The organism is Prevotella sp. oral taxon 317 str. F0108 (assembly GCF_000162415.1).
Taxonomy (GTDB): Bacteria; Bacteroidota; Bacteroidia; order Bacteroidales; family Bacteroidaceae; genus Prevotella; species Prevotella conceptionensis.
This window is the reverse complement of the sequence record NZ_GG740072.1, coordinates 1,749,376-1,773,063: the sequence shown is the minus strand read 5'-3', so window position 1 is coordinate 1,773,063 and position 23,688 is coordinate 1,749,376. Positions and strand designations below refer to the sequence as shown.

Genomic DNA, 23,688 nt, shown 5'->3' with positions numbered 1-23,688 from the left:
AAAAACATGGTTGAAAAGGGCGAAATAGTCGTTAAAAAGTGGGTTTTTAGGGGCTAAAAGCAGGTTGTCGGGCTTTAAAAAAGACGAGCCGGCAACCCAAATAGAAAGGCAAAATGGTGCAAAATGCAGGTTTTGCTCTTAAAAACGGCCAAAACAAACAACGAGAAAAGCCCAAAATAGGGGTGATTTACCTACTTTATGGCCTACATTTTCGCTAGAATGAAACGAAAATTAGAGCTGTGTTGTAAAATAAAAGATAATAATTTAAGATTTTGGTTTGATGAGTTTGTAAGTTGATGAGTTGATACCCTCGGGAGTTGTTGGTTTTATCTTGGTTTTACAGCACAAAGGCAATAAACTTCTCTCAATTTGCAGAAAGATTAAAAGTCAAGACGGCCTCGATGAGATAGTATGGACGAATGCAAATTGATATGCCATTTTAGGGCATCGCGCCTTATGCTGTTAACATACAAAGTGCGTGTGGTTATGTTTAGCACTTGTTCGTAAAATCTAACGTACTGCAACAGAGTTTTCCCTTGTCGTTTAAAAAGAAAATGCTAATTTTGCAGAATAACCATAACACTCAATCCTCATGGACATACGCACAACCCTTACACTTAATGGTCGCAGTTACGACGTCGACTTGTTTGACCAATGCTTTTATCGTCTCGTAGGATGGCGAGGAAATCTCTTATCGCACTATCCTGCCGATGGCGACCTGTAATGTGTCGATGGAGGCTCCTAATGACTATTTCATCTTAGAGTTAATGCTCAAAGACGAAGACAAACCTCGCGCACGAGGATGTATCGAAATGTACGACGGGTTGGACGACCTACCTGTGCGCCGCATACAGTTCAATGAAGGCTGTATTTGGCGACACAAACTATCAGAAGATACCATTTTATGTTGAAGGTAAATGCAATTTGGCATAAGATTGACGATAAGTTTGTAATTAACAATAACATAGATGCGTATGTCGATGGACAAAACCTCATTGTCAAAGAATAACAAGTATAAGAAAGCTGTTTTGTGGTGGCTGCTATGCCTTATTGGCCTTTTCATTTTGTTCGTGTGCATATACTTCTTGGCATGGGGAATGATGATGCAACCAAAGCCAAGTTATCAGCCAGAACATTCAATTAGAGAAAAGCAGTTCTTTAGCGACTTGGAGGAAAAAGAGGGATGGACTGGTGCAGACAGATACATTTATAATGTAGACAAGGAAGGAAAATCTTTATTCCAAAACCAAATTCGGTTGGATAAAAACTATGCATACATGTTTACCATAGAAATTGAAGACTCCTCAACATTCTATTCCTTACCAGCAAATGTCGAAGATACAATTGCCCTACATTTATATAACAATGTTCTCGAGAAATCGCCAAAACTGCAAAAGATCGTTGTTGTATTCTCTTATGAAGAAATACTTAACGAACGCGCAAGCATGGGACATGGACTAACTGCAGAGTATGAAATTCGTGGCAAAAAGCTTGTCAAGTTAAAACGTATAAAGGAATGATATGGGGCATTTGTTGCTGTCACACCACCAACGGTTGGTAGCAGCAGTACAGAAACCTAGATACTGCACGTTAGATGAGCGGCCAATAGGGTAAAGGCGCAAGTTGTTGTGGCTAGGAACGTTTTTCTCGTTCCTCGAAAAGTGCGTTTTGCCTTTCCACTTCGCCCAAAGCTCCGTGTCGGCGATTTCCAATTCTCGCCATGACAATGTTCGAGTAAGCTCGACATCGTTCATTTGGCTTAACGAAAACGTTACTTTTGGGCTCATTGCAGCCGTTCGAAGTTTACCTTATTCATTTCTTCCACTCGTTTAATGGCGTCCTTATACATCTGCGTTGTGATGCCAATGCTCCGCGCGTCTTGTTCGGAAATGTCGAGAACGTACTTCTTCTTGGTATAGTCGTATCTTATCATGCTATTCAGCATCTGATTCTTGTCCGTTTGGAAACGGTAAACAGCTTCATCGTCAAGTTCTGCGCTTTTTGCATTTGTATGAGGGGGTGGAGGATTGGGAACTTGTAGCTCGGTTTCTTCTTTACACGACACCGCACAAAGAAGGGCCGTTAGGCTAATGATTATAGTTCTTGTCTTCATATCTGTTATTTTAAATATGGTGAATAATATGGATATTCGCTAAATTTCGTTTCAAATTTGCCGTTGATTCTTAGATCTTCTTTGCCGTCAACCGCAGGAGTCGTTATTGTATACTCTCCTCTGCAATCTCCACTTTGCAAGTCGAGAGAACGAATGATGAACTGCCCTTCCACAGAACGTGTAGCTTCTCTTTTTAGATTTGCTACAATAGCAATACCGTCATTTGTTTTCGTATTTATAACTTTTTCTCTGTTCGTTGCAAAGTTTTTTATCACATCATTCGGTATTCTTTTTGTTGGTGTCTCCAACGACTTTTTATATTCTACTCTATAAGGGTAGTTAATCTGTAAGCCTCCGGTCTTCTCTGTTGATAAGCAGAATGAAATCCAATATTCATAGTTCAATTTGGTTTGACCTTTGGGTTGGAGTTGCATGCATATTAAAAACATGCTGTATTCAGGATAGAAAGACAAATTATTAATGGTAAAGTCAGTATTCCAATAACGTTTCGTTATGTCTACATACTCTTTCCCGTTTATGGTGGCCGTTCCTCTTATTAAAGTTTCACCTTCGGAGGTAAACCTTGAACATCCAATGCTGATGAGAGAAAGCACAATGGCTGCACACATCTTTGTCGATATTATTCTTCGTATCATGGTTACAAAGTTGTTTTAAAAATGAAACTGATAGGTATATATTGGATAACTTTTTGCTCATCGTTGAGCAACATCAACATATAATTATACCTCTGATTGTCGTTTGACTTGTTTCGGATAAATTCGTATTCTTCTTCAGACAAGATGTCGCAGACAAGGGGACCGCCACCATACATGGAAATTTCTTTGTTCCCTTTCTGTGGACTCAACACAATGGCTGTTATTGGCATCCATTCACGGCCTTTGTACTTTTCAGGCAGGTTTGGCTTATAGTCGATGAATACTCTTGACGATTCGTACAAATCATATCTTTTTTTGAAATCATAAAGGTTTCCCTCGGAATCTATGTAAAAAGTGGTATAATCCGAGGCGTAGACATCTTGTGGATGTACACTAATGTGTTGCAACGCACTTTTGTTGCCTAGGGCGTCAGCCACTTGCAAAAATACGGTAATGTCTTTGTCTAATGCTTGCGCCTGGATGGTTAAGCTGGACTTATCAGACGTGGACCAGCGGATGTTCTCGTCAGGGTACTTAATGCCCCATTTGAACCTGAGCACTTCGTTTAAAAGAGGCTGGTAGTTCTTATATTCGCTATCTATGCATTTGGCGACAACCTTGTACCCACCCTTTTGGGGCGAAGACAATAGAATAAATCGTGGGATGCCCACAAGAATGGTTTGGTTATATGTTTGTTTTTTGTAATTTGCAGTGAGCACTACCACGCCTCTGCCCTTCACCGTCAGTATGCCCAAGGCGTTGATTGATGCCACATCGGGATTGTTGCTGCTCCAAGTTACGTCGCCTTCTTGGGCAGACTGCAAGCTGTATTTTGCTCCTTCGTAGCCCACTTTTGGACCAATGATGACTGTTGCTTGCGTGGTTGATGCCAAGGGGGCTAAGTTTTTTGCTTGATGTAATAAGTGCCTAGCACTTTCTATGTCTGCAACTTTGTTTTCTGCTTTGGGCAGATGCGAGGCATTGTCGTTGTGAACAGTCTGCCCAAAGGCCGAATCCGCCCAAAAGACGCTTGCGAACATTAGCACAACTAATAATTGCGTTACGGTGTTTGGCTTAGGTATGTTATTGCATTTCATAACTAATTAATTCTAGATGCGTTCTTAATTTACTGTTTAGGTGGCTCCTTATCTACATGAAAGTAAAAGAAATTAAGATGCAGGGCACACGTTGCAATGTTACATATAATAATTGAAACGGCCAAATATTCAATAACATTTTTTACGTGAAGGCTATTTTACTACGACTCTATTAGTGCAAGGATGCAACACATCTACATGCCGTTTGTGCGCCAGCGCGTAAACAAAAAAGCAGGCACAAGGCCGGTTTCCCGGTTGCTTGTGCCTGCCTTTTTAAAAGCGTATTTATTGTGTGGAGTGGCTACAAATCTGTGCTTGGCGCGCGTTGTTGGCCACTATTCCACGTTGATTTCCATTTTAGTTCCTGAACACCAGCTTGCCATCAAGGGCGTCGATGAGGATGGGCTTGTCGCGACTAACCTCTTCGGCCAGTATTTTCTTGCTGAGGTCGTTAAGTACATAGCGTTGGATGGCGCGCTTAACGGGCCGTGCACCAAATTCTGGGTCGTAGCCAAGGTCGGCCAAAAGACTGATGGCATCGTCGCTAACGTCTATCTTAAAGCCCTGCTCGGCAAGCATGCGGCCAACCGAACGCATCTGCAACCGAACCACTTCGGCAATCTCTTGCTTGGTGAGCGGCAAGAACATGATGGTTTCGTCGATACGATTGAGGAACTCTGGACGTATGGTTTGTTTCAGCATGTCCATTACCTTTTGGCGCGTTTCGTCTAAAACCTCATCGCGATTGGCCTCGCTGAGGTTGGCGCACTGTTGCTGGATGTACTGCGAACCAAGGTTAGACGTCATGATGATGATGGTGTTCTTGAAGTTCACCGTGCGACCCTTGTTGTCGGTTAGCCTACCATCATCCAGCACTTGTAGCAGGATGTTGAACACATCGGGGTGCGCTTTCTCAATCTCGTCGAAAAGAACCACGCTGTAAGGCTTACGTCTTACAGCCTCAGTAAGCTGTCCGCCCTCGTCGTAACCCACATATCCGGGAGGTGCGCCGATGAGCCTAGACACGCTGAACTTTTCTTGATACTCGCTCATGTCGATACGTGTCATCATCGACTCATCATTAAATAGGTATTCGGCCAAGGCCTTCGCCAACTCCGTTTTACCTACGCCCGTGGTGCCAAGGAAGATAAACGAGGCGATGGGACGTTTGGGGTCTTGCAGCCCTGCACGACTTCTGCGCACGGCATCGCTAACAGCGGCGATGGCTTCATCCTGTGCGATAACGCGGCGATGCAGCTCTTCTTCGAGGTGCAACAGCTTTTCGCGCTCGCTTTGCAACATTCGCGTTACGGGAATACCCGTCCAACGGCTCACCACTTCTGCAATGTCGTCGGCCGTAACCTCCTCGCGAACCATGCCTTCTCCGCCTTGCGTGGCTTGCAGTTGCTGCTTAATGTTCTCGATGTCGCTGTCAAGCTCTTTCAGCTTGCCATACCTAATTTCGGCCACACGTTCGTAATTGCCCTCGCGTTCGGCCCTATCGGCCTCGTGGTTCAGACGTTCAATCTCCAGTTTGTCTTGCTGTATCTTGTTTACCAGTGCCCTTTCGCTTTCCCATTTGGCCCTGAACGCTTTCTCTTGTTCGCGCAGTTCGGCAATGTCTTTGTCCAATTGCACCATCTTGGGCTCGTCGTTCTCGCGCTTAATGGCCTCTCGTTCAATCTCCAACTGTTTAAGTCGGCGGGTTATTTCGTCCAATTCTTCGGGCACCGAGTCGCGTTCCATTCGCAGTTTTGCGGCCGCCTCGTCCATCAAGTCGATGGCTTTGTCGGGCAAAAAGCGGTCGGAGATGTAGCGTTCAGACAGTTGTACGGCGGCGATACAAGCATCGTCCTGTATGCGCACCTTGTGATGGTTTTCGTAACGCTCCTTAATACCGCGCAAAATAGAAATGGCGCTAAGCTCATCGGGTTCGTTTACCATTACGGTTTGAAAGCGGCGTTCCAGTGCTTTGTCTTTTTCGAAGTACTTTTGATACTCGTTTAGCGTGGTGGCACCAATGGCCCTGAGCTCTCCACGAGCCAACGCGGGTTTCAAAATGTTGGCGGCGTCCATCGCTCCTTCGCCTCCGCCAGCCCCAACTAGCGTGTGAATTTCGTCGATAAAGAGGATAATCTGCCCGTCGGCGTTGGTCACTTCCTTGATAACGCTTTTCAATCGCTCTTCAAATTCGCCCTTATACTTGGCCCCTGCAACCAGTGCGCCCATGTCTAGCGAATACAATTGTTTGTCTTTCAGGTTCTCTGGCACGTCGCCACGCACGATGCGTTCGGCCAAACCTTCAACAATGGCCGTCTTACCCGTACCGGGTTCGCCAATCAATATGGGGTTGTTCTTGGTGCGGCGCGAAAGAATTTGCAGCACGCGCCGTATCTCGTCGTCGCGCCCGATTACAGGGTCTAACTTGCCGTTACGGGCATCTTCCACCAAGTTCTTGGCATATTTCTCCAACGATTGGTAGTTCTCGTCGCCCGATTGCGACTTCACCTGTTGCCCTTGTCGTAGGGCCTCGATGGCAGTGCGCGCGTCTTTTTCGGTGCATCCCGCATCTTTCAAAATGCGAGCAGCCGACGAATTGACGGCCAATAAAGCGAGGAAGAGCGGCTCAACCGAGACAAACTCGTCGCCAAGGCTCTTCGATAGGTCTTCGGCCTTCAACAAAACGTTGTTGGCTTCGTTACTTAGATAGGGGTTTCCGTCCGCTACACGCGGGAGATGTTCTACTTCCGAGTTGGCCAACGTGCTTACTTGCATGGCGTTAACGCCAAGTTTCTGGAAGATGTAGTTGGTTACATCGGCAGCCTTTTCAAGCAAGGCTTTGAGCAGGTGCACCGGTTCGATGCTCTGCTGGCCTGCCCGTTGCGCAATGTTAACGGCCTCCTGGACCGTTTCTTGCGCTTTGATTGTATACTTGTCGAAGTTCATTGTTTATATCTTATGTTGTTTATTGTCTGACTTATTATTCTAGCTTATTATCTGACTTATTGTCTGTTGAACACTACTCAAATAGTGTGCCGTGACCGTTTTCTCTGTCAAATTGTCATCTTTGCGACTATTTTTTATGTAAAACATAATTTATTGTCGGAAAATTTGTCACATAGATTTGTTTTTCCTACCTTTGTCCCGACCGATAAAGCCATCGGCGAAGAATTCAACGTAAACAATCAACCAACGTTAAACCCTTTTAACTAAAAAAAGACATCAAACATGGCAAACAATGAACTTTTGATGAATGCCAACGAGGTGGTGGCGTTCTTGCAAAAACCCTCTTCCGAATTTACCAAGGAAGACATCGTGCGTTTTATCCAAGAAAACGAGATTAAGATGGTGAATTTCATGTATCCCGGGGGCGACGGCAAGCTCAAAACCCTCAATTTCATCATCAACAACTTGGCTTACCTCGACACAATACTCACTTGTGGCGAACGTGTAGACGGGTCCAGCCTATTCTCTTTCATTCAAGCAGGCAGCAGCGACCTCTATGTTCTGCCGCGTTTTTCGTCGGCTTTCGTCGATCCCTTCGCCGAAATTCCTACGCTTTGCATGCTTGCATCTTATTTCGACAAGGACGGCAATCCGCTTGAAAGCTCGCCCGAATACACGTTGGCCAAGGCCGCAAAGGCTTTCCGCGAGGTTACGGGCATGGAATTCCATGCTATGGGCGAACTGGAATATTACGTGATAACGCCCGACGAGGAGGTGTTCCCCGCCGTTGACCAGCGCGGTTACCACGAGTCGATGCCCTATGCTAAAACAAACGACTTCCGCACGCTTTGCATGTCGTACATTGCTAAGGCCGGCGGACAGATTAAATACGGACACTCTGAGGTGGGTAATTTTAGCCAAGACGGGCTGATTTACGAGCAAAACGAAATTGAATTCTTGCCCGTACCCGTAGAAAAAGCCGCTGATGAGCTGATGATTGCCAAGTGGATTATTCGCAACTTGGCCTATCAAATGGGTATGAACGTTACCTTCGCACCGAAAATTACCACTGGTAAGGCCGGTTCGGGCATGCATGTGCACATGCGCTTGATGAAGGACGGCAAGAGCGTGATGGTAGAAAACGGCAAGCTTAGCAACACGGCACGCACGGCTATCGCCGGATTGATGAAGCTTGCAGACAGCATTACTGCCTTTGGCAACAAGAACCCGATGGCTTACTTCCGCCTTGTTCCGCACCAAGAGGCACCCACCAACGTTTGTTGGGGCGACCGCAACCGCTCTGTTCTTGTGCGTGTGCCACTAGGTTGGGCTGCCGGTGTTGACATGATGCACAAGGCTAACCCCCAGCAACCGGCCGAAACGCCCGACACGTCGATGAAACAAACCTTCGAAATGCGTTCGCCCGACGGCTCGGCCGACGTTTACCAACTTCTCGCTGGCTTGTGTGTTGGCTGCCGTTATGGCTTTGAATTGCCCAACGCACTCGAAATTGCAGAGCAAACTTACGTTGATGTGAACATTCACGATGCTGCAAATGCCGATAAGTTGAGCCGCCTTGGACAGTTGCCCGACAGTTGCGTTGCCTCGGCCGATTGCCTGGAACGTCAACGCAAGGTGTACGAGGCTCATGGCGTGTTCTCGCCCGCTATGATTGACGGTATCATCAAACAGTTGCGCGACTTTAACGACAGCAACCTGCGTAAGGAAGTGGAAAACCGCCCCGCCGAACTGAAAGAACTCGTTGAACGCTACTTCCATTGCGGATAAGACCGAGGTGGAATAGCTAATTAAACCATAAATGTGAGCCCAGTACAAGGGTAGGGCAGCGCGCTCTGCCCTTGAACTGGGTTTTTGTGTTTAGACTTGTGCCACATACTTCACGCTTATAACTCATGGCTAAGAGAAAAATGCGTGCCCTAAGGGGCAGTCGCGAGGCACGCCAACGTAGCTATCGGTGGGGCAAAGTGCGCATCACCACGTACGTCACGATGGCCGTTTTGCAGCTGTTTGTTGTTGGCTACGAGTCTTTTTGGGGACTTCCGCAGGTTGGATTTGCCGGATTGTTGTGGCAACTTATTGCCGTTTCCACGCCTGCAATGCTGTTTGTTTACGTCGTGTTGATTATCGTGGTAGGTGTTAAGATGAACCGAATATCCACGTACGAAGAACGGTATAAAAGCTTAAACTTTGAAGAGGAAGAACGAAAATGGCGCCAAAATGCTGCCATACTTGGGCTGATGCTCGTCGTGCTAATGGCGATTGCCGTGTTTATTGCTGGCAGCATGGGCGTGTTTAATTACGTTAAGGACTTGAAATGCGGACCGAAAGTTACGAAAATGACCTTGAACGAGGTGTCGTACAAGCATCATGTGGTACGCTCAAAACGCGCATATGCTTGGCTGTTTCCTCAAATTGGAGGCGGAGAATTTACTTTGCGTTTCGCTAGTTGTAATGAAAAAGACAAGTGGGGATTGACAAAATATTATTACTTTGATTTCTCGCAGTACGAAACAGATGTGGTTGATAGGGTGCTGCGTGGTGTTTTGGTGAAAGGCAAGGCTTTTTCTGCCATGCAGTTTATGAAAGAAACCGACGCCAAGGGTTTGCGCGGGTGTGGTTTTAAAGCTGGGGTAATCAATGGCGGAGTGCCCGCTCTGTATCTTGTTAGGTACTATCCGCACAGCCACATCTTTATCAATGCCACGCCTGTAAGGGGCAAACGGCAAGGCCTCGGGGACAAGTAACGCTCCGCTTGCCCCATGTCTGCTCGCAGTTATGTGGCTTGGACATTGTCTTTTCAATATGGTTTGTATGGCAAGGGCATGTCCCAACCAACGTTTTCGTTAAGCCAAATGAGCAATGTCGAGCTTGATTGAACATTGTCACGGCGAGAAAACGCACTTTTCGGGGAACGAGGAAAGAACGTTTTCATTAAGTCAAATGAACAAGGTTGAGCTTGTTCAAACATTGCCATGGCGAGAAAACGCACTTTTCGAGGAACGAGGAAAGAACCCCATGTCTCGTCGTTTAGCGCAGTTTGTTAAGCTGTTGTTAGGCATCCGTTCGTGTTTGGTGCGGAATTTGCAGCGTATATATGCAACATAACCATACATAAGATGAAAGAAATTAATTATAAGGAAATGAAATTTAATCCATTCAACCTATTGGGAGAAGAATGGATGTTGGTGTCTGCGGGTAATGAGCAGGACGGGTGCAACACGATGACCATTAGTTGGGGACACCTAGGCTGCCTGTGGGGACACAACGACCCCACGGCAGTTATCTATCTGCGCCCATCGCGTTACACAAAGACATACGTGGATAAGGAGAAGTACTTCACACTCTGCGTTATGGATAACGACTTCAAAAAACAAATGGCCTACCTGGGGAGTGTGTCGGGGCGCGATGAGGACAAGATAGCCAAGGCAGGACTTACCAAAGTGTTTGCCGACGAAACGGTGTATTTTAAGGAGGCCAAGCTTGTGCTTATCTGTAAGAAACTATATGCATCGGAATTGCAGGAGAGTGGTTTCGTGTATCAGGAAACACTCGATAAGAATTATCCTAAACGCGACCTCCACACGATGTATGTGGGAAAGATAGAGAAGGTGTTGGTGCGAGATGAGGAATATATTGGCATTGATGTCCCTTTAAAAAAGTAATCAATATCTGCCAAGATAATGCCTGAAAGAGCCGCCAAACGTTCTTTCTCGTTCCTCGAAAAGTGCGTTTTCTCGCCATGACAATGTTCGAACAAGCTCAACGTTGTTCATTTGGCTTAACGAAAACGTTCTTTTCTCGTTCCTCGAAAAGTGCGTTTTCTCGCCATGGCAATGTCCGAGCAAGCTCGACGTTGTTCATTTGGCTTAACGAAAACAATGCCTTTTTAGAGGCAACTATAAATGTAAAAATAGTTTTAGGATGAAAACAATAAAGTTCTTGGCATTGGTAGCCATGTTGTTAATGCCTCTTTTGGTACGCGCCCAAGATGTGCAAGGACCTTGTTATGTTGTTGATGGTAAAACCTACGCCTTGTTTCTTCAACAAGCAAACAGGCTGTAGAGAAAGAATTGAGCGAATACATCGCCCGAAACTTGCCAATTATACGATATGATAACTCTTCTTTCCGCTTTGTTGTGTCTGCAACAATAGGCAAGGAAGGCAAGATTAAACGGCTAAGGCTAGTAAATAAAAAGAGTTTTAAGGGCAACATGTCGGCTTGGGAAGATGTAAAGAAACTGCTGAATGCGGTTCAATTTAAGCCTGTGATGTATGGCGGAAAGGCTATTAGCTATTCTTTCGTGTTTCAAATAAAGGTGGATTTCACAACTTAGAGGTAGGCATTGATATTATCTGTCGAGCATTGGTCTGTGGAATCTATTCCACAGACCTGCTGTTTTTGAAAGCTGTTTGCCACAAAACTGCCATTGGCGATCGGCTTGCAGCGGCTTGTTCTCACACCATAAAACCCCTTGAACAAACACTACAAGATGCTTGCACACGTATTACAAGCCCCCTGTAGTGTGACTACAAAATGCTTTGTACACTACATTGTGCAACAAAACGGCGGCGTACAACCACCATCCTAAAAGCAATTCTTTTTGGCCATGACTTGTTGAAAAGTTAGCAAGTGGACTGGATTATCAAACCCTTACCAATGGCTTAACTATCTCTATGCGCATGCCTAGCGCATTAATCATATTATAGAATTTGGCTGCACTGGGTATAATATCTCCACTCTCAACTCGCGAAATGTAGGATTTACTGGCGTGTATGCGCTTAGCCAATTCTGCTTGTGTTACTTTTGCCTCTTTTCGTGCGTCTAAGAGTAGCTGTCCCGTATAAAAAGCGTATGCCTCTTCATCAAATTTTTCGCGTTCTGTTGTACCTGGTTTGCCAAACTCGCGCTCTATCTCTTTACTGATGCTCGTTATCATTTTTTCTTTTGTACTCATAGTAATCCTCCATTATTTTAATTGCTCTGTCTATTTCTGTTCTTGGCGTTTTCTGGGTTTTCTTTTGGAAACCATTGAACAATACAACAATTCGATTGTTGTCGAAAATAAAAAAGATGCGGTAGATGTTGCTCTCGTATTTAATTCTTAATTCATACAAACCTCTCAATAGGTGTTTGATGAATTTTGTCGGAAGTCTGTCTTCTCTCTTTCCAGTAGTGAGAGGACATAAAGCACCTTTCGCCGCTCTTTGTCATGCAGCGTTGCCATAAAGTCTTTATAATAACTGCCAAAGGCAACGATTTCTCTTCTCATCTACCTTATATTTAATGCTACAAAGATACAGAAAAGTTTTGATATGTTGAAACTTCTATATTGAAGTTGTCTTGACTTTTAATGTTTCTATAAATTAAGAGGAGTTTGTTCTCTCTGCGATGTCAACACAAGATAAACACCTTTTTCACACACGAAGTGCAGGACAAATCAACCTACCAACTCATCAACTTATCAACTCATCAACTCAAAAAATCAAAAAAGCACCAGCACATCAACTCAAAAACTCAAGACATCTCCAACTCACCTGCTTTCCAACTGACCAACTTGAAAACTTAAATTATTAGCTTTAATTTTACAATATCGCTCCAATCTTCGCTCCGTTCTAGCGAAAATATAGGCCATAAAGTAGGAAAACAACCCCTGTTTTTAGCTTTTCACGCCTCCCGATATGTTCAATTTTAAGAAAAGGACCTGCATTTTGTACCATTTAGCCTTTCTAGATTGGTTGAATACTCGTAATTCTTTAAGCCCAATTACACGCTTTTAGTTCCTAAAAACCCACTTTTTAACCACTATTTTGCCCTTTTCGGCCATATTTTTAATGTCTCTAAAAGGTTTTGTTTATACAATTGCTGTGGATGTTTATGCTTTTTGTCTTGCGTTTAGTGCCATTTTGCCTTGTGTTTTGCACCAAAACGCATTGCATTTAGCGGCAAAATACACTGCATTTAGCACCAAAACGCACTGTATTTTGCACTAAAACGTAGTGCATTTAGCACCAAAACGCGGTGTGTTTAGCAGCAAATAGCCCAAAATCTGTTGCAAATGGCGGTCTTTTTAAATAAAAATTCATTTCATCGCATTCACAAGCTACCCCCGCTTTACATCAAAACAAACCTTCACGAGAATCGATTTTTTGCGACAAGATGAGCGATTGGTGGACAAAAAGGGCACTCATAATGTTAATTTTATAGCTGGAAACTGGACAAAATGGTTATACCGTAAACGCGTGCGAGTGGTCATCGGCTCCGAAAACATGTACGCTTGTGACGGCAAGGGGGAGCAGTTGCAGGGCATGCCACTTACACACAGCATGATGTAAACGCAGAAGTAATCTGCCATTGCAGCAGGGTTTTCAATCCGTAGAGAGTGTTTGGAACAACTTTCGCCAGGGCAGCCTTCTTAAATAAAACCATGCTTTACCACAAACAAATGGGGCTGTGTTTCTGGCTCTTGTCGTATCTTTGTCCAGGTGCTTTGTACATGAACGGGGCGTTTGTTTTGATTTTAAAGCACAAAGAAAACAGACTACACTCAATTGGTAGAAATGTAAAGGCCAAGACGACTTCATTGTTTTTTCCAGTTTCTTTTGCCATCCGCTAAAAGTTTGGGAACAGCAAATGTGTTGTTCATATTGCCGATTGGGGGAAATTCGTTTCATCTCGCCAAAAGCAAGCCTCTTCCTGTTCCTCATACGATCCTTTTTAGGGCGCAGCCAAAGTATAACAGCGCATAGAAGTTTCGATACCCACACAAGAGTTTACGAGCTAAGGCATTCCATATTTAGAAGAGTGCGGTTTACAATATATTGTGTTTCAGCTCTCTCATTTTAGCGGACAGCCGATAAGGGGATAGTCTGAAAGGGTGCTTGCTTTTCGAAAGAAATCCGCAATGCCTGTTGATGGGCATTGCGGATAGGGGATATTATTGTGCCGTTTTTGAAGTTGGCGGACAGCAACAATGGTTTATAGGTTTTACCTTGACGTATGATGATTAGGACAACCCATACGGGGAAGTCGGGCATTTTGCTGAAAGTTGGGTTAGAGCAGTTGCTTTGCCGAAACAACAGTAACCTCCAACACACTTCTTATAAAGGGGTATTTCTTGTACATCATGTCATAATCGGCCCCTTGCGTAAGAAACCTTGCGGTTCCCTCAATACGAAAGCCCGTACCTTGATAGCCGTTGAATCCCTCCACATTACGTGTGCCCAGTGCCAATAGGATACGATTGTTCACTTCTACGTTAGCCTCGGTTTTCTTCATTCCTGCAGCGGGTATCAAAATCCTTTCGTCGTGGGTTACTACCAGATAACTATTCCATGTACAGGTGAGATGGGGTTCTGCGTTTCCCCAAGACACGATGGAGACAACACCTTCGTTGCCTATAACGTCGAAAAACTTTTCTGTCAACATGTCTTATAAATATTTGTGGTGTTCAATATAATGCTTACAAAGGTATAGAAAATAAATGAATTCCCACTTTAAGTACGTTTCAGAAAATAGCCTTCACCGTATTTTTAGAGCCTGCCCATAGATAAATCCCCGTTACTCGCTCAACCTAAACACGCGTGTGGCGTGCGGACGAACCTTTGTTGTAAAGCTACGTTTTACGGCAGAAAGCCTTTCGCCCGTCCATAAGTCATGGCATTGATAGCGTTTGTTGGCATCGAGGGCGGGTATTTGGGTGAAGTGGAAAGTGGCTTCAAGCGATTTGCCCGACATGTTGGTAACAGAGAGGGCCACATCGCCATTCTCCAAATCTTTGGCAAACATCACAAGGCTGTCTGCATCTGATATTAAGTCGGCCTGTTGCCCCATTCGGTCTTGGTTAAGGGCAATAAGGTGGCGATTGGTTAGTATCTTCAAGTCTTCTTTTGTAACGGTGTTGGCACGTGGATCAAAGGATAATGCCATGGGCGACGACCACATGCACCACAGCGCAAACTGCGTGGCGTACTCGTCTTGCGTCATGCCTGGCGTGCCAAAACATAAGTCGTTCGATGATTTTCCCTTGCCATGCAGTCCTGTACAAAGCATGTCTGCATCGTTAAAGCGGTTTACACCTGCATATTGCGCGATGTTTTTCATGGCCTTGATGCTTTCTACCACGCCCGTTCCGCCTGGTTCGCAAGTCCATCTGTCGCGCACATCCGCACTAACGCGCCAGCAACTACCGCCCGACTCTGCGCCCCAAAGCCACGGCTTTCTGTCGCCCCACTCGCAGATGTAGAGCGTAATGGGGCGTGCAACAGCTTTGAAAGCATCGCCCAAACGGCGGTAACGCACCATGGCGGTGTCTTGTTCGGGCGGCGCATTGCAGTAGTCGCACTTCACAATATCCACGTTCCATTGGGCATATTGTTCGGCATCTATCCGCTCATAGCCATACGAGCCAAATGCACCTGCACATGTTTTGTCGGCCGCATCGGTGTAAAGCCCAAACTTCATGCCCTTGCCGTGCACGTAATCTGCAAGGTTACGCAAGCCGTTAGGGAAGCGTTTGGGGTCGGGTAGCGGCTTTCCGTCGTCTGCACGCTTACGTGCTTGCCACAAGTCGTCCATCATCACCGTGTTCCAACCAGCCTGATACAATCCGTTAGCCCGAAACATGTCTGCCACACGCTTAACAATAGCCTCGGAAACATCGCCTTCTACCGAGTTCCACGACAGCCATCCCATGAAAGGAAGGGGCATGGCCAACTTGTCAGACACGATAAGCTTGATTTGTTCTTCGCTTACCTGCCCGTTTATGCTAGAAGTTACGGTGTAGGTGTATGTGCCAGGTGCTTTTACCTTGCCTTCAACCAAGTTGCGGCGAGCGTTCCATTGCAGTCCGCTAGGTAATCCCTTAACCCCGATGACGGCATCGGCGTGTATTGATTTTATTTTCTGCATGAAACGCACATCGGGTTGCGTAAAAACGCTTTTGGCACAACGCAATCCGTTATCGGCAGCGGCCACGAGCGGCATGAACAGCAAAAGAAACGTTGAGATGAGATTTTTCATATTTGCATGTTACGGGTGTAAAGATGGGGAGAAAAGGCTGGATGGGCAAGCCGTTACAGGTCGTCTTCGATGGCTGTGCTTTTGGCATACGCCGTACTTTTGGCCTCGAAGAAGTCTGTTTTTACCATGTTGGCATTGGCATATTGAGCTACCCAGCGCATGTTTTCGGGCTCTTCGATGTTGTCTTCAAGCAAATTGCCGAAACCAAGACTACGCCAGCGCATGTTGCCAAGGTAGCGAATGTAGTCGTTTACCATCTGTGCGTTAAGTCCTTGCACCTCGTCGCCTATTACATATTGGCCCCATGCAATTTCTTGTCGCACTCCTTCGCGCATCATTTCTTCGTAGACTTTCACCTTTTCGGGCGTAAAGTATTCGGGTTCTTCTTTCTTCATCTCGTGAATGATGTTGCGGAAGAGCCACAGGTGCGTGTTTTCGTCGCGGTTGATGTAGCGTATTTCTTGTGCCGACCCCGACATCTTGCCGTTGCGCGCCAAGTTGTAGAAGAACATAAAGCCGCTATAAAAGTAGATGCCTTCGAGAATATAGTTGGCCATGAGCGTCTTCATGAGCGATGCTTTGTCGTTGTTGGCGTAGAACTCGTTGTAGCAATCGCCGATGAAAGTGTTGCGGCGAAGTAGGTGTTCGTCGGTTTTCCACTGGTAGAGAATGTCGTTTCGCTCTTCGGGCGAGCAGATGGTGTCGAGCATGTAGCTGTAACTCTGGCTGTGAACGCACTCTTGAAAGGCCTGAATGTGCAGGCAGAGGTTTACCTCGTTGGCCGTGATAAACTCGGTTAGCGAGGGCAAGTTGGCACTTTGCAGCGAGTCGAGAAACACCAAAAAGCTCAATATCTTGTCGTAAGCCTTGCGTTCGGCAGGCGGCAACAGCGGATAGTCTTTGGTGTCTTGGGTAAGATTAATCTCTTCTGGAATCCAAAAGTTGTTCATTGCCTGCCTATACCAGTCGCTTGCCCACGTGTAGCGCATGTTGTTAAAGTCGTTTAGATTGGTGGTGTTGCCTCCAATCATGCGCCTTAGTCGTAAGTCGGTATCTCCTTGTGGGTTAAACAAGGCGTTCTTTTTTAGCTTATTGTCCATTTGTGCTGTGTTGAGTTTCGTTTGTGTGTGTAGTGTTGTTGGTTACGATGCGCAGCTTTCGCATTCTTCCACTTCTAGCGATTTACTTCGTACGTAGTAGATGGTTTTCACCCCACTTTGCCATGCCAAGAGGTAAAGGTCGAGCAACTGTCGCATGGTATAGTTGTTGGTGATGTAGAGATTAACGCTTTGCGCTTGGTCAATATGGCGTTGGCGTATGCCTGATGCGCGCATGCTCCATGCTTGATTGGTTTGGTATGCGCCCTTGTAGAGCCAGAAAGTGCGGTCGGATAGCGCCGGAGCCACACGTGGTAGCATGGCGCCTTTCTTCTCTTCCAAGAAGAAACGCTGCATAACGGGGTCTAATCCCGCCGTTGTTGCGGCTACAATGCTGGTGCTACTTGTGGGGGCGATGGCCAAGAGGTAGGCGTTGCGCATGCCCTGTGCCTTTACACGCTGGGCGGTTTGCTGCCATTGGGGCGAATTATAGTTGCGCTTGTCGAAGTAAGCGCCCGTTTGCCAGTCGCTACCCTCGAAGTAAGCGTATGCGCCTTTCTCTTTTGCCAAGGAAGAACTGGCCTCGATTGCGGCGCGGTTGATGCGTTCGAACACTTGATCTACAAATTGCAAGTGTTCTTCGCTCTCCCATTTAATGCCTCTCAGGGCTAATGCGTGGTGATAGCCGCTTACACCCAGACCGATGCTGCGATAGCGGTGGTTGGTGATTTGGGCGTAAGGCACGGGGTAGAAGTTCAGGTCGATAACGTTGTCGAGTGCACGTACAACTGTCGCCACAATATCGTTGAGATAGGTTTCGTTTTCTAATGGTAAGTTGCCAAGCGAAAGGCTAGCCAAGTTGCAAACCACGAAGTCGCCCGGCTTAACCGTACGTACCACCACGGTATCGCCGTCTTTGGTCAGCACTTCGTTGCTTACCTCTTCGATGGCTTTCATGTTTTGAGCAATCTCTGTGCAGAGATTAGAACAATAGATGATGCCGTTGTGACCGTTGGGGTTGGCTCGGTTAACGATGTCGCGGTTGAAAGTGAAGGGCGTTCCGGTCTCGACAGCCGAACGGAGAACAAGACGGATAACGTCTTTAATGGTCATGGTTCGGCGCGAAAGGCGTTTGTCGGCCACGCATTCGTGGTATTTCTCCTCCCATGCCTCGCCGTAGAAGTCTTCTAGCGAGTAACCGCGCGTAGTTAGAACTTCGTTGGGACAGAACATGTGCCAATCCTGATTGAGGTCTTGTTGCGCCATTTTCCAAAACAAGTCGGGATAACACACGGCGGGGAATATGTCGTGCGCTTTCATACGGTCGTCGCCGTTGTTGGTGCGCAATTGTAGAAATTCGGGCAGGTCTTTGTGCCAAACATCTAGGTAAACGGCCACTGCGCCTTGGCGAACGCCCAGTTGGTCTACGGCCACAGCGGTGTCGTTCACCAACTTCATCCACCTAACCACGCCACCGGCGGCACCCTTAAATCCGCGAATGCGACCGCCAGCGGCCCTCACTTTGCCGAAGTAAAGACCCATGCCTCCGCCAAACTTGCTCACTTGGGCAAAGTTGTCGATGCTGCGGTAGATGCCTTCAAGACTGTCGGGTACGGTGTCGATGAAACAGCTTGACAGCTGATGGAAGGGTTTGCGCGCATTGGCTAGGGTGGGCGTGGCCATAGTTACTTCCAGACGGCTAAGCATGTCGTAGAACTTTTTCACCCAATGCAGTCGGTTTTCGCCTTCGTTCATAGCCAGGTGTAGTGCTATGCCAAGGAACATTTCTTGCACGCTTTCAACGGGTTTGTGGGCAAACGACCTGATAACATAACGTTTGATAAGGAGGTCGAGCCCCGAATAGTTGAGCAGCTTGTTGCGTTCTTCGTCGATAAACGATGCCGCCTGTTGCAGTTCGTTCTCGGTATAAGCATCGACAATGTAGGCTCCGTAGAGGTTCTGGCTGGCCAAATGGCGCACCTTTTGGGCAAAGGATTGTATGTCTTCTGCTTGCTCGAACGTTTCTAAGTCGCGTTGCAGGCGATAGCTAAGCAGTCGAGCCGCGATAAATTCCCAATTAGGAGCCTCGGCCGAAGTAAGTTCCACGGCGGCTTTTATCAAGGCCGAGAGTTTGTCGCGCCCGTTCATGTCGGCCTTAACAAAGCCCATGAACTTCTCGGCGAGCGCTGCAATGGGGTACAACTCGGGCTCGAAGTCGGCCGCGATGCCTTTCAACACGGGCGCAATTTCGGCTTGTTGCAGGGTGTTGGCAATCCTATTGAGGTATTTTCGTTGTTCGGTTCGCTGCCAACGAAACAGAATATAGCTCTTAGCCTCGGCGTAAAAGCCGCGTTGCATAAGGCTTCGTTCCACCTCGTCCTGAATACATTCAACGTTAAGTTTTGCAGGGTGGGTTATGATAACTTGCTCAACGGCGATAGCCACGTCGTGTATTTCGTCTTCCACGATGGGTCGCCCTGTGCTGATAAAACTCTTTTTGATGGCCGTGGCAATCTTTTCCCTGTCGAAGGGAGCCATCGAACCATTTCTCTTGGTTATGTCCATGAGATAACTTTGACTTGCTTATTGATTAAAAAAACGTTTCGTGGCGTTCCCTATTCCCACGAGTGGAACGGCACTTTTGACGAACAGGCAGGTCTTCTGACTTTGTTCTAATTCTCTTCGCCTTCCCAATTCGGTTCGCCAAACCATGCGATTGAACCGAAACAGTGGCTTATGTAACAGCGTTATTTAAAAAGCATGCCTGCGCTGACACAGCGTGTTTAGTGGCTTTTTAGATGCCGCCTCTGGAAGAAAACCGTAAAGAACTTACAGCTGCGGGACAGTCGGAGAGTTGCACCCCGTTCCCTTTTAATCGCCTAGCACTGGGCCTTGGCAAACCAATTCGGGCACAAAGGTACTCATTTTGCCGCAAAGGGCGAAACATTTGCTGGGCGTTATGTGGGGCGAAAATGTGTTTTGGTGGCGGATAAGGCTTTTCGGAAATTAATGTTTACCTTTGTACCAAACAAACAATACAAACGAATTATCATCATGATGGAAATAGGAACAAAGGCTCCAGAGGTGTTGGGGCACGACGAAAACGGCAACGAGGTACGCCTAAGCGACTTTAAAGGTAAGAAGTTGGTGTTGTATTTCTACCCCAAAGACCTCACTTCGGGCTGCACTACGCAGGCTTGTAACCTGCGCGACAACTATGCCGAGCTGCAAAAACAGGGCTATGCCGTGGTTGGTGTGAGCATAAACGATGAGAAATCGCATAAGAAATTCATTGAGAAAAACGACTTGCCGTTTCCGCTGATAGCAGATACCGAGCATAAATTGGTGGAAGAATTTGGCGTTTGGGGCGAGAAAAGCATGTATGGCCGCAAGTATTTCGGCACGTTCCGCACCACGTTCGTCATCAACGAAGAGGGTGTGATAACCCGTATTATGCAGCCCAAGGAGATTAAGGTAAAGGAACACGCACAGCAGATATTGGGTGAGTAATGAGGGTTTGAAGGCCTTCTAGTATTCACCAACTGATGCTCCACCTAACCATAGGCATGATGGGAACAATGCTAAGTTGTTTCCATCTGTCTTCTTCATGGAAGATGGCGTATGGGTTACGCCTGTTAAATACGTTGAAAACAGAGACGGATAGCTCTCTTGTACAACGTCTGCCACGAGAGATGTAGTTGTAGGCGAGGTCGGTTCGAAAATAGTTTTTGATTGAGATGGCGTTGACGTCGGACATCTGTTGCCTATCGTAAATATGGCGATAATACTCGTCGGGATGGATGAAACCGGTTTTTAAGTTGTCCCAATGAGGGGGCGCGACACCTTGATAAGTGCCTATGGGGAGGGTTAGCCGGTTGCCCGAGGCGAGCACGACATTGCAAGCTACATTGTGTTCGGCTGTCCCCTTGCGTGTAGGTCTCCTTACAAAGGCATATTGCAATTGGCAGTTAAGAACGTGCCTCCTGTCAAACTTATGGGGAAAAGGCCTGCCGCCGTTGATGAAAGGGTAAGTGCGGGTGGTTTTCGAGAGCGTGTATGCAATCGATGCAGTGAATATTGGCAGGCTGATTGCCGAGCTTACTTCTATTCCAAGCGAACGTCCTTTGCCGCGTGATGCCTCTTCTTCCCACGTGAATGTGTTTAAGCCGAAGGCGTTAATGGGGCTGGTGTAGGCTACGAGGTTGTTCATCCGCCTGCAATATGCCCCGAGTGTGGCATCGAATTTATTGTTGTCGGCCCATCGTTTTTTAACGAACGCACCTGCATAAAATTGGTTTGTCTCCTCTTTTGGAAAACGTTCGTTGCTTGCCACTCTGATGTTGAGCGGCCAACCAGTGGGCAACCCTTCTAGAATGTGGTGAAATTGGTTCTGCTTGTCGTAAGCAATCTCTAAGCCCAACCAAGGTTTGAAGTACCAATGTGTAAGCGCGTGGAGGTCGGGATTTATGGGCTGGCGCTCATCATGAAATCGGGTAGTGTTTCTTATGCCGAGCTTAAGGTCGGCTTGTTTGGTAAATTTTAGGTCGACCTCCGCGAAAACGGCGCCAAGTGTGTTCGGGTAAGTTTGTACGTTTTCTGCTCCTTTTTGGGCTGTTAGGCTTCTCTGGTTACCATTAGTGGACTTTTGGCTTTGCATGGATAGTCCTGCCCGCACTGCCATTCCTTGCTTCCAAGTGTAGGCAAACATCGCCCGCAATGCCCATTCATTCAGCTTAGAGGCAATGGCGACGTGCGAGCGGGTGTCGCTGGTGTTGGGGGCGAAGTGGTCAGACTCTTGTATTGAGAATGCGTAAGTGTGGTAGGCTAAGAAATTGAAGTTGGTCTGCTCGTTCAGTTTAGCATCCCATTCCAGCTTGGCGGCAGATGCTTGCCACGCTTGTTTGTTGCGCAACTCTTGGTATTGGGTGTATTCGTAGAGGTCGTTTGTGTGGAAATAAAATGCAGAGAAGGCGTTTCGGGCATTGGGCTTGTAGTCTAGCTTTACGCAAATGTCGTAAAGGTCTACCCGCAGTTTGTCGTCTGTGCGGTTCATCCAGTTCAACATATATGGTAGGATGGTGGTTCGGGCGGACAGCCTGACCGACATTTTGTTCATTATGAGCGGCAGTGTGACGTGCAATCCGCAAAGGTAAGGCGATATGTACGCCTTACCTGTGGTGGGTGTGCCATAGCAGGCTTTGGGCGAAACGCTTATGAGGGCAGAAGAATAGTTACTGTTTGTGGCAGGCAGTCCGCCTTTGTAAAAGTCGACTTTATCGGCCATTTCGGGTGGAATGACAGAGAAAAGCCCCATCAGGTGCGACGTTACGTATAGTGGCACGCCGCCGAAGTAAAGGCCATTGCCGCTTGTGTCGCCTCCCCTCACGAAAATGCCCAACGTGCCTTCCATGCCAAACGATGTGCCGGGGAAGCTCAATGTGTGCCTTAGCACATCGGGTTCGCCAATGATAGAGATGCTCGAGGCGGCTTGACGAGCATCGTAACTGAACTCGCTGCCGCGGTTGTTGGGCGTGGTAGAGGTGATGGTGGTTTCTTTTAAGGCAATGTTTTTCGGCGTGATGTAAATGGTGTTGCCTGCGAGTTCGCTCAATTCAACCTGTTTTGGTTCGTATGCCACGTGTGAAACAACAACACTGGCAACGCCGTTTGGTAAAGAAAAGCATCCCCTGGCATTGGTTACAGTGCTTTGTTCGGGGGGGCCGTGCCGAACCTTACGTGGCATCCGCGCACGGCGAGCTGCGTTAGGCTGTCTTTAACGACATACGTCCTGGACTTGTCTTGTGCGTAGAGGCATACCTCCACGCAAATGGCGACGATGAATAGGGCTACAGTTCTCATCTGTTATTCGGGCAGGATGTTGTTGCAATTAAAAAGCGTTTCTTCGTAAGCTCCGAAAATACCCACTCCATTTTCTATGTTCGAGTACACGGCGTTCTCTTCTAGCCATTGCGTTGGGTCGCTAAACGATTCGTACGCTTGCATCTTCAGAAGGCTGCTTTTAAGGTAATGGTCGTATTCTTCAGAAACAGCCATGAACGAAACCACGCTGCTGTAAAGCGGATAGAGGGTAAAAGTAGTAGGCACGGCGTTTGGTAACATCCTAATATAGTAATGGTAGGTATTCACTCTTTCTGCTTCTGCTGGTTGCATGTTGAATTGGTCGGTCTTGGGATAGTCGGTTGCGATGTCTTCTTTCATTGTATAATAGGGGCGTATCACTACCGTGCGCATAATGGTGTCTTGGTCTTTTGCGAACGCGCACGCCCAAAACGGGTCTGCATTTTTGCTTATCCTGAATGCGCGTCTACCTTCTTTGTCTTCTGGTTTCAGTCTCTGGATGGGCAGGCGTTCGGGAAAAGTGGTGTTTGCTGTTATGTCTGGGTGGTTGGGCGTTTGTATTCGCAGGGTGTATGTTCGTCCTCTTACGGGCGTGAACGCCATTCGCCACTCGCCATACGCCACCTTGTTGAACACGCCCACTTCGCGGTCGTTTTCAAACAAGGTAGCAATGGCTTGAGGAACTTCCTCGTATGCGGTGTTGCCCAGCTTGCTGGTGTACGTCAGCCACAGCTTCTGCACGGAGTCTTGTGTGAGCAAGCAGTTCACCACCATTTTGGGTTCGTGCAGATTTGGTGTATCTATCTCTTCCACGCAAGCAGAGAGTAAGCTCACCAACATTGGTAACGCCAATAATGCTTTGAGGCTGTTCTTTCTCATG

Annotated in this window: 21 protein-coding genes, 1 pseudogene and 1 riboswitch; of the genes and pseudogenes, 8 read left to right on the top strand and 14 right to left on the bottom strand. The window is 46.9% G+C overall.

The annotated features are described in order from the left end of the window. Positions 1 to 592 precede the first annotated feature (592 nt). The 3 genes from HMPREF0670_RS17425 (at position 593) to HMPREF0670_RS06795 (ending at position 1,520) form a co-directional block, all read left to right on the top strand. On the top strand, positions 593 to 724 hold the full coding sequence (locus tag HMPREF0670_RS17425) for a hypothetical protein (protein WP_009230415.1): 132 nt from the start codon (positions 593 to 595) through the stop codon (positions 722 to 724). Then, complete coding sequence (locus HMPREF0670_RS16280) at positions 711 to 911, top strand: hypothetical protein (RefSeq protein WP_009230414.1); 201 nt, start codon at positions 711 to 713, stop codon at positions 909 to 911. Before HMPREF0670_RS17425 ends, HMPREF0670_RS16280 begins: the two co-directional genes overlap by 14 nt. 63 nt (positions 912 to 974) lie before the next feature. Then, on the top strand, positions 975 to 1,520 hold the full coding sequence (locus tag HMPREF0670_RS06795; protein WP_009230413.1) for a hypothetical protein: 546 nt from the start codon (positions 975 to 977) through the stop codon (positions 1,518 to 1,520). Here the strand turns inward: HMPREF0670_RS06795 and HMPREF0670_RS06790 are convergent. The 5 genes from HMPREF0670_RS06790 to clpB all read right to left on the bottom strand — a co-directional run bounded on the left by HMPREF0670_RS06790 (position 1,500) and on the right by clpB (position 6,812). Continuing rightward, on the bottom strand, positions 1,500 to 1,787 hold the full coding sequence (locus HMPREF0670_RS06790; protein ID WP_044077795.1) for a hypothetical protein: 288 nt from the start codon (positions 1,785 to 1,787) through the stop codon (positions 1,500 to 1,502). The genes HMPREF0670_RS06795 and HMPREF0670_RS06790 overlap by 21 nt on opposite strands. Beyond that, complete coding sequence (locus HMPREF0670_RS06785; RefSeq protein WP_009230412.1) at positions 1,784 to 2,113, bottom strand: hypothetical protein; 330 nt, start codon at positions 2,111 to 2,113, stop codon at positions 1,784 to 1,786. Before HMPREF0670_RS06785 ends, HMPREF0670_RS06790 begins: the two co-directional genes overlap by 4 nt. 5 nt (positions 2,114 to 2,118) lie before the next feature. Then, complete coding sequence (locus HMPREF0670_RS06780) at positions 2,119 to 2,769, bottom strand: hypothetical protein (RefSeq protein ID WP_009230411.1); 651 nt, start codon at positions 2,767 to 2,769, stop codon at positions 2,119 to 2,121. Between the two features lie 2 nt (positions 2,770 to 2,771). Beyond that, positions 2,772 to 3,866 carry a hypothetical protein gene (locus tag HMPREF0670_RS06775; RefSeq protein ID WP_044077794.1) on the bottom strand — a complete coding sequence of 365 codons (1,095 nt, stop codon included), beginning with the start codon at positions 3,864 to 3,866 and terminating at the stop codon, positions 2,772 to 2,774. A gap of 357 nt (positions 3,867 to 4,223) precedes the next feature. Continuing rightward, positions 4,224 to 6,812, bottom strand: coding sequence for an ATP-dependent chaperone ClpB (clpB, locus tag HMPREF0670_RS06770; protein WP_009230409.1), 2,589 nt, complete (start codon positions 6,810 to 6,812; stop codon positions 4,224 to 4,226). A 282-nt stretch (positions 6,813 to 7,094) separates the two neighbouring features. Between clpB and HMPREF0670_RS06765 the strand changes: the two genes are divergently transcribed. The 4 genes from HMPREF0670_RS06765 (at position 7,095) to HMPREF0670_RS06750 (ending at position 11,167) form a co-directional block, all read left to right on the top strand. Then, positions 7,095 to 8,600, top strand: coding sequence for a glutamine synthetase family protein (locus HMPREF0670_RS06765; protein ID WP_009230408.1), 1,506 nt, complete (start codon positions 7,095 to 7,097; stop codon positions 8,598 to 8,600). Between the two features lie 125 nt (positions 8,601 to 8,725). Next, on the top strand, positions 8,726 to 9,577 hold the full coding sequence (locus HMPREF0670_RS06760) for a hypothetical protein (RefSeq protein WP_009230407.1): 852 nt from the start codon (positions 8,726 to 8,728) through the stop codon (positions 9,575 to 9,577). A 372-nt stretch (positions 9,578 to 9,949) separates the two neighbouring features. Next, positions 9,950 to 10,495, top strand: a complete 546-nt coding sequence (locus HMPREF0670_RS06755; RefSeq protein ID WP_044077793.1) for a flavin reductase family protein — start codon at positions 9,950 to 9,952, stop codon at positions 10,493 to 10,495. A 432-nt stretch (positions 10,496 to 10,927) separates the two neighbouring features. Beyond that, the gene (locus HMPREF0670_RS06750; protein WP_198009276.1) at positions 10,928 to 11,167 is read left to right on the top strand and encodes a hypothetical protein; all 240 of its coding nucleotides are present in this window, start codon (positions 10,928 to 10,930) and stop codon (positions 11,165 to 11,167) included. Between the two features lie 309 nt (positions 11,168 to 11,476). Here the strand turns inward: HMPREF0670_RS06750 and HMPREF0670_RS06745 are convergent, their stop codons facing one another. From HMPREF0670_RS06745 to HMPREF0670_RS06715, 6 genes and pseudogenes are all read right to left on the bottom strand, one after another. Continuing rightward, complete coding sequence (locus tag HMPREF0670_RS06745) at positions 11,477 to 11,788, bottom strand: helix-turn-helix domain-containing protein (protein ID WP_009230404.1); 312 nt, start codon at positions 11,786 to 11,788, stop codon at positions 11,477 to 11,479. After that, positions 11,751 to 12,103 (bottom strand): annotated as a pseudogene (locus HMPREF0670_RS06740) (type II toxin-antitoxin system RelE/ParE family toxin). Before HMPREF0670_RS06740 ends, HMPREF0670_RS06745 begins: the two are co-directional and overlap by 38 nt. A gap of 1,781 nt (positions 12,104 to 13,884) precedes the next feature. Then, positions 13,885 to 14,259: a pyridoxamine 5'-phosphate oxidase family protein gene (locus HMPREF0670_RS06730; RefSeq protein ID WP_009230402.1), complete on the bottom strand. Its 375-nt coding sequence runs from the start codon at positions 14,257 to 14,259 to the stop codon at positions 13,885 to 13,887. Between the two features lie 132 nt (positions 14,260 to 14,391). Beyond that, on the bottom strand, positions 14,392 to 15,852 hold the full coding sequence (locus HMPREF0670_RS06725) for an alpha-galactosidase (RefSeq protein WP_009230401.1): 1,461 nt from the start codon (positions 15,850 to 15,852) through the stop codon (positions 14,392 to 14,394). Between the two features lie 53 nt (positions 15,853 to 15,905). Then, a complete protein-coding gene (locus tag HMPREF0670_RS06720; RefSeq protein WP_009230400.1) occupies positions 15,906 to 16,952 on the bottom strand; it encodes a ribonucleotide-diphosphate reductase subunit beta in 1,047 nt (348 codons plus the stop codon). 42 nt (positions 16,953 to 16,994) lie between these two features. Continuing rightward, entirely contained in the window at positions 16,995 to 19,514 is a 2,520-nt protein-coding gene (locus HMPREF0670_RS06715) for a ribonucleoside-diphosphate reductase subunit alpha (protein WP_009230399.1), read from the bottom strand. 68 nt (positions 19,515 to 19,582) lie between these two features. Further along, a riboswitch (cobalamin riboswitch) is annotated at positions 19,583 to 19,869 on the bottom strand. A 137-nt stretch (positions 19,870 to 20,006) separates the two neighbouring features. On the opposite strand from HMPREF0670_RS06715, the gene bcp reads away from it, so the two are divergent. After that, positions 20,007 to 20,459 (top strand): thioredoxin-dependent thiol peroxidase, encoded by a 453-nt coding sequence (gene bcp, locus HMPREF0670_RS06710; RefSeq protein ID WP_009230398.1) that lies wholly within the window; start codon positions 20,007 to 20,009, stop codon positions 20,457 to 20,459. A 25-nt stretch (positions 20,460 to 20,484) separates the two neighbouring features. Here the strand turns inward: bcp and HMPREF0670_RS06705 are convergent, their stop codons facing one another. The 3 genes from HMPREF0670_RS06705 to HMPREF0670_RS06700 are packed head-to-tail and all read right to left on the bottom strand — an operon-like array spanning position 20,485 to position 23,687. Further along, positions 20,485 to 22,587, bottom strand: coding sequence for a TonB-dependent receptor plug domain-containing protein (locus HMPREF0670_RS06705; protein ID WP_232213867.1), 2,103 nt, complete (start codon positions 22,585 to 22,587; stop codon positions 20,485 to 20,487). Between the two features lie 59 nt (positions 22,588 to 22,646). Beyond that, complete coding sequence (locus HMPREF0670_RS17050; protein WP_232213866.1) at positions 22,647 to 22,808, bottom strand: hypothetical protein; 162 nt, start codon at positions 22,806 to 22,808, stop codon at positions 22,647 to 22,649. Positions 22,809 to 22,811: 3 nt separating this feature from the next. Further along, positions 22,812 to 23,687 carry a DUF4249 domain-containing protein gene (locus tag HMPREF0670_RS06700; protein ID WP_009230396.1) on the bottom strand — a complete coding sequence of 292 codons (876 nt, stop codon included), beginning with the start codon at positions 23,685 to 23,687 and terminating at the stop codon, positions 22,812 to 22,814. Between the last annotated feature and the right edge of the window lies 1 nt (position 23,688).